14 protein-coding genes and 2 pseudogenes are annotated in these 13,689 nt (G+C 70.0%); 8 read left to right on the top strand and 8 right to left on the bottom strand.

Features of this window, described 5'->3' with window-relative positions:
• The first annotated feature begins 267 nt into the window (after positions 1–267).
• Positions 268–633: a hypothetical protein gene (locus ABT130_RS23235; protein WP_350958361.1), complete on the top strand. Its 366-nt coding sequence runs from the start codon at positions 268–270 to the stop codon at positions 631–633.
• Positions 590–1,174 (top strand): ATP-binding protein, encoded by a 585-nt coding sequence (locus ABT130_RS23230; protein WP_350958358.1) that lies wholly within the window; start codon positions 590–592, stop codon positions 1,172–1,174. The genes ABT130_RS23235 and ABT130_RS23230 overlap by 44 nt, the downstream gene beginning before the upstream one ends.
• Before the next feature lie 124 nt (positions 1,175–1,298).
• Here ABT130_RS23230 and ABT130_RS23225 read toward each other — a convergent pair whose 3' ends face one another.
• The 4 genes from ABT130_RS23225 to ABT130_RS23210 are packed head-to-tail and all read right to left on the bottom strand — an operon-like array spanning position 1,299 to position 5,973.
• On the bottom strand, positions 1,299–1,553 hold the full coding sequence (locus tag ABT130_RS23225) for a hypothetical protein (RefSeq protein WP_350958356.1): 255 nt from the start codon (positions 1,551–1,553) through the stop codon (positions 1,299–1,301).
• 54 nt (positions 1,554–1,607) lie between these two features.
• Positions 1,608–3,323 (bottom strand): ABC transporter ATP-binding protein, encoded by a 1,716-nt coding sequence (locus tag ABT130_RS23220; RefSeq protein WP_350958353.1) that lies wholly within the window; start codon positions 3,321–3,323, stop codon positions 1,608–1,610.
• The gene (locus ABT130_RS23215; RefSeq protein ID WP_350958351.1) at positions 3,320–5,140 is read right to left on the bottom strand and encodes an ABC transporter ATP-binding protein; all 1,821 of its coding nucleotides are present in this window, start codon (positions 5,138–5,140) and stop codon (positions 3,320–3,322) included. Before ABT130_RS23215 ends, ABT130_RS23220 begins: the two co-directional genes overlap by 4 nt.
• A complete protein-coding gene (locus ABT130_RS23210; protein ID WP_350958348.1) occupies positions 5,137–5,973 on the bottom strand; it encodes an alpha/beta fold hydrolase in 837 nt (278 codons plus the stop codon). Before ABT130_RS23210 ends, ABT130_RS23215 begins: the two co-directional genes overlap by 4 nt.
• Before the next feature lie 77 nt (positions 5,974–6,050).
• Here ABT130_RS23210 and ABT130_RS23205 point away from each other — a divergent pair, with 77 nt between their 5' ends.
• Complete coding sequence (locus tag ABT130_RS23205) at positions 6,051–6,935, top strand: AraC family transcriptional regulator (RefSeq protein ID WP_350958345.1); 885 nt, start codon at positions 6,051–6,053, stop codon at positions 6,933–6,935.
• Between the two features lie 365 nt (positions 6,936–7,300).
• On the top strand, positions 7,301–7,720 hold the full coding sequence (locus ABT130_RS23200; RefSeq protein ID WP_350958409.1) for an ATP-binding protein: 420 nt from the start codon (positions 7,301–7,303) through the stop codon (positions 7,718–7,720).
• 259 nt (positions 7,721–7,979) lie between these two features.
• On the opposite strand, the gene ABT130_RS23195 is transcribed toward ABT130_RS23200, so the two are convergent.
• Positions 7,980–8,786 carry an NmrA family NAD(P)-binding protein gene (locus tag ABT130_RS23195; protein ID WP_350915889.1) on the bottom strand — a complete coding sequence of 269 codons (807 nt, stop codon included), beginning with the start codon at positions 8,784–8,786 and terminating at the stop codon, positions 7,980–7,982.
• 458 nt (positions 8,787–9,244) lie between these two features.
• Between ABT130_RS23195 and ABT130_RS23190 the strand changes: the two genes are divergently transcribed.
• Positions 9,245–10,714: an MFS transporter gene (locus ABT130_RS23190; RefSeq protein WP_350958343.1), complete on the top strand. Its 1,470-nt coding sequence runs from the start codon at positions 9,245–9,247 to the stop codon at positions 10,712–10,714.
• 88 nt (positions 10,715–10,802) lie between these two features.
• Here the strand turns inward: ABT130_RS23190 and ABT130_RS23185 are convergent.
• Positions 10,803–10,955 (bottom strand): annotated as a pseudogene (locus ABT130_RS23185) (cytochrome P450); the annotation flags it as partial.
• 219 nt (positions 10,956–11,174) lie between these two features.
• The gene (locus ABT130_RS23180) at positions 11,175–12,062 is read right to left on the bottom strand and encodes an NAD(P)-dependent oxidoreductase (RefSeq protein ID WP_350958340.1); all 888 of its coding nucleotides are present in this window, start codon (positions 12,060–12,062) and stop codon (positions 11,175–11,177) included.
• 88 nt (positions 12,063–12,150) lie between these two features.
• On the opposite strand from ABT130_RS23180, the gene ABT130_RS23175 reads away from it, so the two are divergent.
• The 3 genes and pseudogenes from ABT130_RS23175 (at position 12,151) to ABT130_RS23165 (ending at position 13,018) form a co-directional block, all read left to right on the top strand.
• The gene (locus tag ABT130_RS23175; protein ID WP_451936300.1) at positions 12,151–12,462 is read left to right on the top strand and encodes a winged helix-turn-helix transcriptional regulator; all 312 of its coding nucleotides are present in this window, start codon (positions 12,151–12,153) and stop codon (positions 12,460–12,462) included.
• Positions 12,463–12,640: 178 nt separating this feature from the next.
• Positions 12,641–12,832, top strand: a pseudogene (locus ABT130_RS23170) (VOC family protein); the annotation flags it as partial.
• Between the two features lie 33 nt (positions 12,833–12,865).
• Positions 12,866–13,018, top strand: coding sequence for a hypothetical protein (locus ABT130_RS23165; RefSeq protein ID WP_350958334.1), 153 nt, complete (start codon positions 12,866–12,868; stop codon positions 13,016–13,018).
• A gap of 392 nt (positions 13,019–13,410) precedes the next feature.
• On the opposite strand, the gene ABT130_RS23160 is transcribed toward ABT130_RS23165, so the two are convergent.
• On the bottom strand, positions 13,411–13,626 hold the full coding sequence (locus tag ABT130_RS23160) for a hypothetical protein (protein WP_350958331.1): 216 nt from the start codon (positions 13,624–13,626) through the stop codon (positions 13,411–13,413).
• Positions 13,627–13,689: the final 63 nt, after the last annotated feature.

Raw genomic sequence — 13,689 nt, 5'->3', positions numbered from 1 at the left:
CGCCAGCCTGCCGCACCGGCCCGGTCACCTGTGGGAACAGCCCACCCCGGCCCAGGTCCGTACCCGCATGACGGCCCGGCGCCGTCTCGGGCTCTGCGGTCGGCTACCCGCGCCTCCCGTACCGACCACCGTGCCCCCGCGTCCGACGAACCGTTCTCCCATCAGCCGAGGACGCCACTCGCGACCGGCCGCACCACCGTACGGGCGCGAATCGCCGCCAGGCCTGCGGCCCGGCAGGCGCGAGGCGTACCGGAAGGGGGTGACGGCATGAGCACACCTCTCGTCGAGACGGAGAACCTCCGGCACGAACCCGGCGAAGACCTTCAGGCACTGCGCACGCTGACGCTCCGCTTCCCCGACTGGCGTCCCTGGTACGGCCACGCCACCGGACACTGGTGGGCTCTCTCCCCCGCCCGCTACCGGCAGCGCATCGGCCTGATCGAGGCCGACACCCCCGCCGAACTGGCCGCCCGGATGCAGCACATCGAGGACTTTCACCCTCAAACCGACCACCGGACAACCGCCGCGGTGCCGCACCCCGAAAACCCCGACGGGGACAACGAGACCACCGGCAAGGGAGGTGATCAGGATGACCGTACGACTGCTGTCCGTCCTCGTCGGCGTGCTCGCTGACCGCTTCCGGACCACAACCGGCGACACCACCGGACCGGCCGCCACGATGTGGTCACCGCACCTGGGCCGGATCCCCGGCTGGTCGACGACACCGAACCACACCCCCGTCATCTCCCAGCGCTTCTCGGCCACCACCGACCAGGTCAGACCCGCACGCACCTTCGTCGCCGACATCCTCGGCGACGACCACCCACTCCGCGACGACGCCATACTCCTCACCAGCGAGCTGGCCACCAACGCCGTCGAACACTCCGCCAGGCCAACCGACGCCGAACCAACCGATGCCGAACCGACCGGTGCCGGAACCGCGGACATCACACCGGGCGACCGACCACGGGAGTTCGTCGTCACGGTGGCCTTCACCCCGCACGGCGTCATCGTCACCGTCCAGGACCCCGGCTCCGCACAGATCCCCCGCACCAGAACCCCCCGACCCAACGCCACCGGCGGCCGAGGACTCCTCCTCGTCAACGAACTCGCCACCCGCTGGGGCTTCCACCGCGACCCCACCGGAACCGTCATCTGGTTCGAACTCACCTGACAGCCCGACGTGGCGGCGCGAGCCTGAAGAAGCAGCGCCGCCACGTCCTCAACCAACAAAGCCACGCGTGGCCAGGACGGTTCCCTCTCGGCGGTCGGCGTACTCGGCGTCTCCTCCGGTGGGGTCACCAGGTGATCGTGAGGCGGGTGTCGGGGCCGAGCTGGTCGTCGGGGGTTCCTGCCCGGTAGACGGTGATGATCGGCCGGGCGGGCCGGGTGTGGTTCCAGTCGTGAAGGAGTTCGACGAGCCGGGCGGTGAGGCGGCGGCTGCCAGGGTGTTGCGGAGGGCGACGGAGTCTGCGGTGTCTGCGTTTAGCCGTCGCCGATGCGGGAGATACGGCCTCCCGGGCAGCCGCCGGGGTGGTGCCGTTGTCGAACACCAGACGGGCGGCGGTATGGATGAGCGCCCCTGGCGGATCGCCCGACGCTCCGGCTCATTCCCGCGCGGCGGGAGCCAAGGAGATGTTCCAGAAGTCGGCGTAGCGGCCGCCGTGGTCGAGCAGTTCGTCGTGGCTGCCTTCCTCCGTGATCCGGCCGCCGTCCAGGAAGATGACGCGGTCGGCGCGTTGGACGGTGCGCATGCGATGGGCCACCATCACCACCGTCCGGCCGGCCATCAGGCGTTCGATGCCCTCGTGGACGGCCGCCTCGTTGACCGGGTCCAGCGCCGAGGTCACCTCGTCGAGCAGCACGATGGGGGCGTTCTTCAGCAGCGCCCGCGCGATCGAGACCCGCTGGCGCTCACCACTGGACAGCAGCGTGCCGCCCTCGCCGACGTTCGTCGCCCATCCGCCGGGCAGGCGCTCGATCACCTCGTCCAGCTGTGCCGCGGCCGCCGCGGCCCGTACCTCGGCAACGCCTGCGTCGGGACAGCCCAGGCGCACGTTCTCCTCGATGGTGCCGTCGAAGAGGTAGACGTCCTGGAAGACGATGGCGATCCGCGCCATCAACGCCTCGGTGCTGATCGCGCGCACGTCCACGCCTCCCACGCGCACCGCGCCGGCGTCCACGTCGTAGAAGCGCGCCAGCAGCTGCAGCAGCGTGCTCTTACCCGCTCCCGACGGCCCGACGACCGCAAGCCGCTGTCCCTCGGGGACGGTGAGCGACACCTCGTCGAACACCGTGCGCTCGCCGTGCCGGAAGGTGACGGCGTCGAACTCCAGACCGTGGTGCGCAGGCTGGATCGGCTCGCGAGGTTCCCGCAGCGGCTCGGTGCGCAGCACCGTCTCGAGTCTGGCCAGCTCCGAATGCGCGCCGCGGAGTTTGCCGCCGATGTCCGACAGCGACAGCAGCGGGTCGGCGCAGCGGGCGGCCAGCACCAGGATCGCCAGGATCTCCGCCGCGCCGATGTTCCCGCCGAGCGCGAGGTGGGCGCCCAGGACCAGTAGCCCGCTGAAGGTCGCCTGCACGGTGAGCGTCAGCCCCACGGCGCTGGGCAGCGTCGCCAGCACGGTACGGCGGGAGGCGCGCTGGACATCCAGCAGCGAGTCGTCGAGCAGCTGGAAGCGTTCGCCGGTCCGGCCGCCGGCCCGCAGCACCGGCTGGGCCTGGAGGAATTCGATGACGCGCCCGCCGGCCTCCTGGTCGCGTTCGTGACGCTCGGCGTCGGCGGCGGCCGTCGCGCGTACCGTCCAGGCCTGGATCGCCGCCACGACGGGTGCGGCGAGCAACGCGGCCAGCCCCATCCGCCAGTTGAAGGCGGTCATCACGGCCACGATGGTCAGGGGCGTGACCAGGGCGGAGATGAACGGTGCCAGCAGATGCGCGGCCACGCCCATGGCTTGCAGGAGGCCGCGGCCGGCCAGGACGGACACCTCGCCGATGCGACCGGCGTTGTACCAGCCGAGGGGGAGGCGGGCCAGGTGCTCGCCGAGCCGGTGATACATGCCGCGCAACATGGTGGTCCCGACCCGCATGCCGGACACGTCGCTGATGTAGCGCAGCACGGCGTAGAGGGCGACCGCGGCCCCGAACGCGACCAGCCAGGGCACGGCGTCCGCGGGCGTACTGCCGAGCAGCGCCCGCAGCACCGGGACCAGCAGCGCGTAGGACAAGCCTTCGACCACCGCGGTGATCGTCATCAGGATCACGGTGCGGCGCATCGCCCGGGCGTACTCGTCTCCGAGCACGCGCAGCAGCATTCGGATCATCGGGGCTCGTCTCCTCGCAGTACGCCACCGTGGGTTTCGATCTCGGCGGATCGGTGGGATCGCCAGAACGCGGCGAACCTTCCGCCCCGTGTCAGCAGGTCGGCGGGCCTGCCGCGTTCGACGATCGCTCCGTTCTCCAGCACCACGACGGTGTCGGCGTCGGCGACCGTCTCCAGCCGGTGGGCGATGACGACGATCGTGCGGTCACCGCTCAGCGTCGCCAGGGCCCGGCGGACCGCCTGTTCGGTCTGCGGGTCGGCGAAGGAGGTCGCCTCGTCCAGCACCAGAACGGGCGCGTCGGCCAGCAGCGCGCGGGCGATCGAGATCCGCTGCGCCTCGCCTCCGGACAGCTTGGCCTCTTCACCGAGCACCGTGTCGTATCCGCGCGGCAGCTGGAGGATGCGGTCGTGGATGCCGGCCAGCTGGGCGGCGCGGACCACGTCGTCGCGGCCGGCCCGCGGCACCGCCAGCGCTATGTTGTCGGCGACCGAGACGCGCAGCAGATGGACGTCCTGGAAGACGAAGGACACCTGCCGATACAGCTCCCGGCTGCCGATCTCGCGCAGATCGACGCCGCCAAGAAGAACCGAGCCGTGGGTGGGGTCGAAGAACCGCGGCAGCAGCTGGACCAGCGTGGACTTGCCGCTTCCCGACGGCCCGACGACCGCGGTGACCGTCCCCGGCTCCAGCACCAGGTCGATGCCGCGCAGCACCTCGTGGTCGGCGTCGTAGGCGAAGCGGACGTCACGCAGTTCCACCCGGTGCCCCTGCGGCGGACGCGGGTGGGCGGGCTCGGGCAGTGGCCGGACCGCGAGCACGTCTTTGATCCGGCCGACCGCGCGGCCGGCGCTCTGCAGATCGTCGAAGCCGTGGCCGAGCGCCGCCACCGGAGCGGTCAGTCCCAGCCCGAGCAGCAGGAACGGCAGCAGATCCGCCGGGGCCAGGCCACCGGACGTGATCAGCGCCGCGCCACCGATCAGCACGATGAGCAGCACGAACGGCGGCGACAGCGCCAGCTGCATCCCGGCGGCGATCACGGACATGCCGCGCACCCAGCGGGAGAAGATGCTGACGAAGTCGTCGGCGGCCGTCAGGAACGTGCGGTGGGCGCGCTCGCCTCCGCCGAACGCCTTGACCACCGAGATGCCTTGCACGAACTCGACGACGGAACTGGCGATCCGTCCCATGGCCGCGTCGTAGGCCTCCTGCTCGCGCGTCCTGGCGGGCAGCATCAGCAGCGGGACCAGCGCTATCGCCAGCACCACCGGGATCAGCGTGATCAGCGTGAGCCGCCAGTCGACGGTGAACAAGTAGATCAGCGACACCAGCGGCACCACGAACGCGGCGACGAGCTCACCGGGGGCGTGGGCGATGAACGGGTGCACGGCGCTCACGTCCTCGCCCACCACCTTGGCCAGCTCGCCGGTGCGGCGCCGGGAGAACCAGCCGATCGGGACGCGTCCCAGCGACGCGGCCAGCTGCCGGCGGAACGTCAGTTGCACCCGGCTGTCGAGAACATGCCCGATTCCCGACGACGCGGCGGTGAACAGCAGCCGGACGAGCAGGCCGGCCGCACCCGCGATCACCACGGTCCAGACGTGAGCGTGGTCGATCGGGCCGGGCGACAGCAGGGTACGGCCCAGTTCGACGACCGCCAGCAGCGGGGCCAGACCCGCGAGCGCGCCGATGACCTGCAGGATCACCACGGCCGCGAAACTCCGCAGATGAGGGCGCAGCAGCGGTGTCATGCTCTGTCCCGCCGCGGAACCGGCATCCGGTTGCTCAATCGTCTGAGCGAGGTCGGTGGTGGTGGTCATCGTTCTGTCGAAGAGGCGGTGTGGATCTCGGCGAAGGCCAGCAGGGGTGTGGCGGTCCGCTGCGGATCCTCCAGGATGGGTGAGTGTCCGAGACCGGGCAGCAGCTCGACCCTCGCGCCGGGAACGGCGCGGTAATCGGCGGCGGACGAGGAGCGCCACCTCCGGTCGTCCTCGCCGAAGATCACCAGCAGCGGCTTGCCGAGGACCGCCAGCCGCTCCGGGAGCGCCTGCTGCTTCAGGTAGCCGCTTGTGGCCTGCATCGTCATGGTGAGCGTGTGGTAGGTCATGGCGCGCACCTCGTCCAGGAGCTGTTGCGGGATCTGGTAGCCGGTGCGGCTGAAACCGGTGCTCGCGAACTGGCGGATCTGCTCGTCGGTCGGCGGCCACTGCGTGGGGTCGATGGCGGCGGACCCCGCCGCGATGAAGGCGTCCAGGCTGGGTCCGGTGTTGATGAGCACGAGCGCGGTCACCAGATCGGGTCGTTGCTCGGCGAGGGCGGTGGCGACCACGCCGCCGCTGGAATGGCCGACGAATATGGCGTGCTCGACGCCGAGCCGGTCCAGTGCCTGTCCGACCCGGCGTGCCTGGTCCGGGGTCGCGTAGCTATGGCCGTCCGGTTTGGCCGATCGGCCGTGCCCGAGCAGGTCGATCCGGATGACGCGATGGGATCCGGTCAGCATCGGAACCAGCGCGTCCCACGAGCGTGCCGAGGAGGCGGACCCGTGGATGAGGACGAGTGCGGGGGCATCGTGGGGGCCGTCCTGGCACACGTAGACGTCGCCGTCGTCCAGGGCCAGGGTCGAACTCTCCGTGGTGCCGTCAGGAATGGTCATGAGCCCACTGTCGCCGCCGGTGCGCGCCGGTGTATTGGACAAATGTTCCCCTCGCTCGGCTCTCCTAGCATGGGAGCATGCGGTCCACTGTGCGCGAACGTGACGATGCCGTTATGTGGGACGTCGCATCCTCAGTGCGGCGCAGCCGGGTGGCGGGTGTCACCATGGCCGGCTTCCGTGACCAGGGCATGGCTCCGGAGGGTCACCGGATGATTCCGCACCCGGCCGTGACGCTGGTTCTGGACTTGGGGGCCGGCCCGCCCGTCGTTGAGGACGTCGCCGGGCGGCAGCACCGGGGAAGTCTTGTCGCCGGGCTCGGGCTCGGCGGCGCGGTGTGGGTGCGAGGCCAGAACATCGCGTGTGTTCAGATGCGCCTGTCCCCTGTGGTCGCCCGCGCGATTCTGGGCGTCGCCCCGGCCGAGCTGAACGGCTACGTGGTGACGCTGGACGACCTGTGGGGCAGGCAGGCGTCACGGATCAGCGAGCAACTGGGCGAGGTCTCCTCCTGGCAGGATCGCTTCGCGTTGATCGAGGCGTTGCTCGCCCGTCGGCGTGAGGCGGGGTCGCCGGTCGAGCCGGAGGTGGCCTGGGCCTGGCACCGGATCGTGGTCAGCCGCGGCCTGGTTCGGGTGGAGCGGCTGGCGGCCGAGCTCGGATGGAGCCGCAAGCGCCTGTGGTCGCGATTCCACGCGCAGATCGGCCTGCCGCCTAAGCGCGCCGCGAAGCTGGTCCGCTTCGACCATGCCGCCCACCGCCTGGCCGCGGGGCACGACGCGGCCGGGGTCGCGGCGGACGGCGGCTACGCCGACCAGTCCCACCTGCATCGGGACGTCATGGAGTTCGCCGGGGTGACCCCCGCGGCCGTGGCCCACGAGCCATTTCTGGCGGTTGACGACGTCGCCTGGCCCAGCCACGGAACACCCGACCAGCCCGGCCCTGCCGATCGAGCGCACGTGACGTGACCGCCCTGCGCGAGGGGACGGACGTCGGCCGCGGATCTACAGCGGCGGGGTGGATCGGCGGCGCCACATGATGGGGTGCCACTCTGGCGACCTCGCGTAATCAACTGTCGCCTATTCGGCCGTGGTTGGGGTGCTACGAGGGTTCCGGACAGACCGTCGCCCAGTACTCCGACTCGACATCCAACCTGCGCCTGGGTCCTCGCCTCGCCATCAACACGCCCCTAATGATCAGGTGTGTTGCGACAAGCACTAGAACCCAGGCGTCGTCAGGGGGTCACCGTTCGCGCGTCGTTAACAGCTCCGCGTGATGGGCCTGGAACTTCGGGGCGGCTCGGCTCCAGCTCGCCAGGTCGGCCACCGCTGACCTGGCGATCCCGGCCGCGAACTGGTGGGCCCTCTCCCCCACCCGCTACCGGCAGCGCATCGGCCTCATCGAGGCCGGCACCCCCGCCGAACTGGCCACCAACACCATCGAACACTCAGCCGGTCGAACCGACGCCAAACCGGCAGACGCCGAACCCACCGACACCGAAACCTCAAGAGCCAGAACCGCGGACACCACACCGGGCGACCGGCCACGGGAGTTCGTCGTCACGGTGGCCTTCACCCCGCACGGCGTCATCGTCACCGTCCGGGACCCCGGCTCCGCACAGATCCCCTGCGTCAGGAACTCCAGCCTGGACGCCACCGGCGGCCGGGGACTTCTCCTCGTCAATGATCTCGCCACCCGCTGGGGCTTCCACCGCGACCCCACCGGAACCGTCATCTGGTTCGAACTCACCTAACCAACCGGCGCGGCGGCGCGAGCTCGAAAGGGCGGCGCCGCCACGCTCCCAACCAACGGCGTCGTCCCCGGGAACGAGACGGTCATACGATTTCCTGTACGGATGATCCCGTTCGTTCTGGAGGCACACGACGGAGACGGCTCCAGCCCCGGCGTTCGGTGAGCTGATCTCCCGGCGGTGGGAACGCGGAAACCCATAGCCCCGAACCAGGGAGATCGGCCAGCGTGGGCGCGTTCAGCCGATAGAGATCATCCCCAGCCTAAAAACGGTCTGCGTGCTCGTCCACCCACTGCATGAACGTACGTGCCGGACGGCCGGTCACCCTTGCGACCGTGTCGTCCACGGTCTTGGAGGAATCATTGGACGCGGCGTACCAGCCAACGACATACTCGGCGTCCGCCCGGGACACTCCGGTGGCCATCAGCCTGTCGATCGCCTGTTCGTGCGTTATCGGCTCGAAGGCGATGTCGCGACGGAGCGTCCGCGACAGGATCGCGACCCGCTCACTCGGGGTCAGCGGTTCGGGTCCGGTGAGGTTGTAGGACTGCCCCGCATGGCCATCATCGAGCAGTGCGACGGCTGCCACGGCCGCGATGTCGGCCTCGTGCACCAGCGCGCTGGGAAAGTCGTACGGTTCTCGGACCACTCCTTCGGCTCGGATCGATTCGGCCCAGCTCAACGTGTTGGACATGAACTCTTGTGCTTCCAGACGTGTCCATTCCACGCCTGAGTCCGCCACCGCCTGCTCGACCGGGCCCACCCAGCCGCCCCACAGCACGGTGAAGCGCTGAACGCCCGCGGCGACCGCCCGCTGGACCAGCTCGGGCCCGACCTCGGCGAGTCCAGCGGTCACCGTGATATGCAGCCGGCTGACGCCGTGGAGTGCGGCGTCCAACTTCTCTGGTGTGTTGTGCGTGCCGGCCACCAGCTCCACCTCGGCCGGAAATCTTCCCGCGTTCGCCGCCGGGTCTCGCGTCAGGGCCCGAACCCGCTCTCCTCGGCGGACCAGCTCTGCCACAACGTGCCGGCCGGTGTTCCCGGTGGCGCCTGTCACCAAGGTCGTCACAGTCGAGCTCCTTTGGTCATCTTGTCTGGATGAGTCGCTGACGAACCTAGGAACTCAACCGCACTTGAGGTCAAAAGGTCCGCCCGATCATGCCTGTCGTTACGGGGCGTGTCACCAGGTACACGCGAAGCGACACTCCGATTGCCGCACTCAGCCTCCTCGACGGCCGACAGGCCAACGGCCTCGCGTTCTCGCCACGGAGACCTCCGGTGGTCCTAGGTCCAAGGTCCCGGATCATGCTGACCGGGCGTCCGATGCCGTGGACCGCGGCGAGCGGCATATTCGTCCTGAAGACAGCACAGAGCACGCAGGGAGGGGAGGGGCGATGACCGGACCGGACGGACCGAGCCCGGGCGCCGCCCACCCCAGTGCCCTCAAGGGGTGTGCCAACAAATGTCCGCCGGTCCCGGTGCAGCCATGACAGGCCACCGAACCACACACGGACGAAAGGCACACCCATGTCCACAACTCAGTCCCCGGCCCGCAGCCGACGGCCGGGATGGAGCCTCGCGCTGCTCGCGCTCGGGCATCTGATCATCAGCCTCGACTTCACCATCATCTATGTCGCCCTGCCCGACATCGCCGCCGATGTCGGCTTCACACCGCACACCCTGCAATGGGTGGTCACCGCGTACGTCGTCCTCTACGGAGGCTTCCTGCTGTTCGGCGGTCGGCTGTCCGACCTGATGGGACGTCGGCGGATGTTCGTGCTCGGCATGGCGCTGTACGGCGTGGCCTCCGTGCTGGGCGGCCTGGCCACGGCGCCGACGGTGCTGCTCGCCGCGCGCGCCTTGCAGGGCCTCGCCGGCGCGGTGCTGTTCCCCGCGGTGCTGGCCCTGGTCAACACCGCCTTCACCGAGGGCAGGGAACGCAACCGTGCACTGACGGTCTGGGCCATGGCGGGCGCCGGCGGGCTCACCGCGGGCGCACTGGCCGGCGGGGTGCTCACCCAGGCCCTGGGCTGGCAGGCCGTGTTCTACGTCAACGTCCCGCTGGCCGTCGCGGGTGCCGTCGCCGCCTTCGCCCTGCTGCCCCCCGACGGCCGCGTCACCAGAGGAAGCGTCGACGTGCTCGGAACCCTGACCGGTACCGCGGGCATCACGCTGTTGATCTTCGCGGTCGCGCACGGCTCCGAGGTCGGCTGGGCACGGGCCGAGGTGATCGCCGCGGCCGTTCTCGCGGCGGTCCTGCTGGCCACGTTCCTGCGCGTCCAGGCCCGGGGTCGGACACCGCTGATGCCGCTGCGACTGTTCCACAACCGCGCGCTCAGCGGAGCGGTCGTGGTCATTCTCGTCTTCGGGCTGACGATGCAGGCCGTGCCGTACTTCCTGACCCTGTACTTCCAGGACGTCCTTGGCTTCAGCGCCCTGGAGACCGGGCTGGCGTTCCTTGGCCCGACCCTGTCGATCACGGCAGGAAACTTCCTCAGCGAGAGGCTGATCCACCGCTTCGGCACCCGGAGCGCACTGATCATCGGCATCGTCGTCAACGCCGTGGGCGCTGCGTTCCTCGCCCCCGGCATGCACGCGGACGGATCCGTCCTCACCGTCCTGGCCGGGGTCGTCGTCATCGGTCTGGGCATGGGCATCACCTACGAGGCCATGTGGATCGCCGCCGGCACCGGCGTCTCGGCGGACGAACAGGGCCTGGCCTCCGGGGTGGCCTCCACCGCGCTGCAAGTGGGAACCGCCGCGGGTCTGGCGGTTCTTGTGGCTGTCGCCAACCACGACATCGAAGGGCTGTCCGGGCAGGCCCTGCGCGTCGCCTCCGCCGAGGGAATGCGCGCCGCCGTCTACGTCCTGGGCGCCGTCATGCTGACGGCCGTCCTGGCCGCCCTCAGGCTCCCCGGTCCGCGTGCCCGGGTCGCCGCGGCCGCGTCCCAGCCCGTCCCCGACCCGGACGCCGCCGACCTGCGCCCCACCGGCTGACAGCGTCCGCGGCTCCGGTGTCCGGTCGCCGCCGCCCTACCTCACCTCTCAGCGACCGGTCCGGTTCGGACCCGTCACCGCCTCCCGGTCACGCGTCCCAGGTGACCGGGAGGCTCTTCACCCCGTAGATGTCCGCGGTCTCCGGGCGCAGACCGACCTCCTCGGTCGGTACGGCGAGGCGCAGCGTGGGGAAGCGGTTGAGCAGGGTGGGGAACGCGACCCGCATCTCGACGCGGGCCGTGATGGGCGGGCAACAGAGCACGCACGACGATCAATGGCAGTCACCGCGACTTCGGGCTTGTCGCCGAATTGCCCGACATCCTCGCCCACGAAGCGGCCGAAACCCGCATGACGACGGCCACCTATAGGCCGATTGCGGCTGACTCAGCCGACGCGATGACCGGGGCAGACCTTCCACGGGGGGGGCGCCGGGAACGGGCCGCGCCCCATAGTGGCCTCCTCAGCGGGGGTTCAGGATCTCGGTGATCCGGATGAACCCGTCTGTGCCGTGGCCCCGTCCGATGGCGCGGCGCGCCATGCCTTCGGCCGCACGCATCACACCCGCGTCGATGCCATGGGCCTCGGAGGTGTGGACGATATGGGCCATGGACGATACCGCCGAGGTGATCGGGTTGTCTTCGCCGGAGAACCTGCCGCTGTCCACTTCCTCCGCGGCCTCCTCGAAGATCGGCGGGAGGATCGCGCCGATGCCCTTGGCGAACGGTGCCAGCTCCCGTGCGGTGATGCCTTCTGCCCTCGCCACGGCCAGGGCGTGTGCATAGCCCGCCATCGCGGTCCAGAAGATGTCGAGCAATGCGATGTCGTATGCGGCCGCCCGGCCGATTTCCTCACCGAGGTGGGTGTGGGTGCCCCCCAGAGCGTCCAGCACCGGCCGGTGCTCCCGGTAGATCTCCTTGGGGCCACTGTGCAGGAACACCGCGGCCGGCGTGCCAATGGTCGTGGTCGGAGTCATGATCGCACCGTCCAGGTACCCGATGCCGTGCTCGGCCGCCCAGGCCGCGGTGTTTCGGGCCCGGTCGGGGGTGTCGGCGGTCAGGTTCACGACCGTGTGCCCCTTGAGCGCGTCGGTGACCGCACCGCGCCGCACAATGCCGTCCACCGCGTCGTAGTTCACCACGCAGACCACGGTCAACCTGCTTGCGGCGACCGCCTCCTCGGCCGATCGGGCGCCGACCGCGCCCCGCTCGACCAACTCCCGGTCCCTGCCCGGCGTCCGGTTCCAGACCGTGGTCCGCAGGCCGGCATCCAAGAAGGCGCTGGCCAGAGCCCTGCCCATCGGCCCCAGGCCGAGCACGGTGACGGCAGACTGTTCGGTGTGCGAGATCATGCCTCAACTCCCTTAGAAATAACGACAAGCAGCAACGAATAGGACGAAGATGACACGCAGTCGCGCCCAGGACCCGAATGTGTGCGGAGTGACTGCCGCGATCGCCGTGATCGACGGCAAGTGGAAGACGATTTTGCTCTGGCTCCTGGAGTCCGGCCCCCGCCGCCCTGGCGAGCTGCGCCGGCGGCTGCCGGGCCTCACCGAGAAGGTGCTGACTCAGACACTCCGGGAGATGGAGACCGACGGACTGGTCCACCGGGAGGTGCACGATGTTCGGCCACTGAAGACCGTGTACTCCCTGACCACGTTCGGCCGCGAACTCTCCGAAGCGTTGACGCCTCTTTCCGCCTGGGGCCACCGCCGCTTGGAGAAGCTGGCCGAGGCCCAACCGGTTTCCTGATGCACCGCCAACCTCCCCGTCGCACCTGGATCTGACGGCCCTCCGACCGCCCACGACCAAGCTTCAGGCCGCCCCGGCCCGGCCGACAAGTACCCACAAAAAAGTGGCTACCGGGTGCCAGTGCGGCCACGGCTGCCCAAACAGCCCGGAACGCGGTCCCTCCAGCAGCCGTGACACCGAGCGCCGCACCATCGTCGAGATGATGGCCAAGGGCACCTACGACTGGATCCTGCCGGCCACCCGGGACCTCAACGGCACTTTCGAGCAGGTGCAGGCCGGTGATGCCGAGATCGTCCAGGAGCCGACCGAGCAGCCGTACGGCATTCGCGACCCTGCGGGCAACCTGGTCCGCACCCAGGAGCTTCGCTGAGCCGTCCGGTCATCGACGAAAAGGAGCTCTCCCATGTGTCAACGCGCCGCGGCGCAACGCCTGAGCGACCTCAACCTGCTGGCGGACGGCCGGGTGCGCCTTGGCCTCAGGCCGACCCGCGACGTCGTCGTCGACGGCACCGCCGAGCCGGTGGACCTCGCCGACCCTCGCCCCCAAGACGGGTGACGCGTTCGCGACCAGGACCGGTTTCGAGCCACGCGAGCTCGACGAGCCCTACCGGTACTTCCTGGGGGGCAGACCAAGTAAGCCAGAAAGGGGCAACGGCCGGTGTCACGCGGTCTGTTGTGCCGCTCGGTGAGGGTGGGTTTCGACGGTCTGCTGCCGAACGGTCCACGAGACCGAATCGGCGAGGGAACCAGCGTGAAGGCGCTGACCTGGGGTGACGCCACTGAGTGACCGGACAGAGTTCATGCACTGTCCGGTATCGGCCCGGCGGCGGAACATCGCGGAGCTGGCGGCCCGCCGAGTAGCCCGGAGGTCGACCGACCGCGGCCACAGCCGCGGGGACGGCCGCCGAGGGAATCACCCGGGCCCCCAAGGACATCGACGGTGCTGCCTCACCCCCCCAGGTCGATGACTGCGTCGAAGTGTGCGTGAATGTTTCCGTCGCCGACTTGGAGGTGGCCGGGGGGAGGCTCCGCGGGTGCGGCGTGAGCGGAGCCGGCTGAGGCGAGCGCGACGGCGGGCTCGGCGAAGACGGCCGCGGGCAGGGCCAGAGCGCCGAGGGCGAGCAGGGCGACCACAACGCGCCCCAACCGACAGTAATTAACCATATTCAAAGAGTGGTCAAAGGAGGGTGACGGCACCAGGCGGCGCGGCCCGCCCAGGTCGGCGCC

Origin of the sequence: Streptosporangium sp. NPDC001681, from assembly GCF_040298085.1 — a bacterium.
Lineage (GTDB): Bacteria > Actinomycetota > Actinomycetes > Streptosporangiales > Streptosporangiaceae > Streptosporangium.
This window is presented reverse-complemented; position numbering and strand designations above follow the sequence as displayed.

What these genes read in the sequence shown, in the direction of transcription:
- ABT130_RS23235 (WP_350958361.1), top strand. Translation starts at nt 268, where the DNA reads ATGAGCACACCTCTCGTCGAGACGGAGAACCTCCGGCACGAACCCGGC.
- ABT130_RS23230 (WP_350958358.1), top strand. Translation starts at nt 590, where the DNA reads ATGACCGTACGACTGCTGTCCGTCCTCGTCGGCGTGCTCGCTGACCGC.
- ABT130_RS23220 (WP_350958353.1), bottom strand. Translation starts at nt 3,323, where the DNA reads ATGATCCGAATGCTGCTGCGCGTGCTCGGAGACGAGTACGCCCGGGCG.
- ABT130_RS23215 (WP_350958351.1), bottom strand. Translation starts at nt 5,140, where the DNA reads ATGACCACCACCACCGACCTCGCTCAGACGATTGAGCAACCGGATGCC.
- ABT130_RS23210 (WP_350958348.1), bottom strand. Translation starts at nt 5,973, where the DNA reads ATGACCATTCCTGACGGCACCACGGAGAGTTCGACCCTGGCCCTGGAC.
- ABT130_RS23205 (WP_350958345.1), top strand. Translation starts at nt 6,051, where the DNA reads ATGCGGTCCACTGTGCGCGAACGTGACGATGCCGTTATGTGGGACGTC.
- ABT130_RS23190 (WP_350958343.1), top strand. Translation starts at nt 9,245, where the DNA reads ATGTCCACAACTCAGTCCCCGGCCCGCAGCCGACGGCCGGGATGGAGC.
- ABT130_RS23180 (WP_350958340.1), bottom strand. Translation starts at nt 12,062, where the DNA reads ATGATCTCGCACACCGAACAGTCTGCCGTCACCGTGCTCGGCCTGGGG.
- ABT130_RS23165 (WP_350958334.1), top strand. Translation starts at nt 12,866, where the DNA reads ATGTGTCAACGCGCCGCGGCGCAACGCCTGAGCGACCTCAACCTGCTG.
- ABT130_RS23160 (WP_350958331.1), bottom strand. Translation starts at nt 13,626, where the DNA reads ATGGTTAATTACTGTCGGTTGGGGCGCGTTGTGGTCGCCCTGCTCGCC.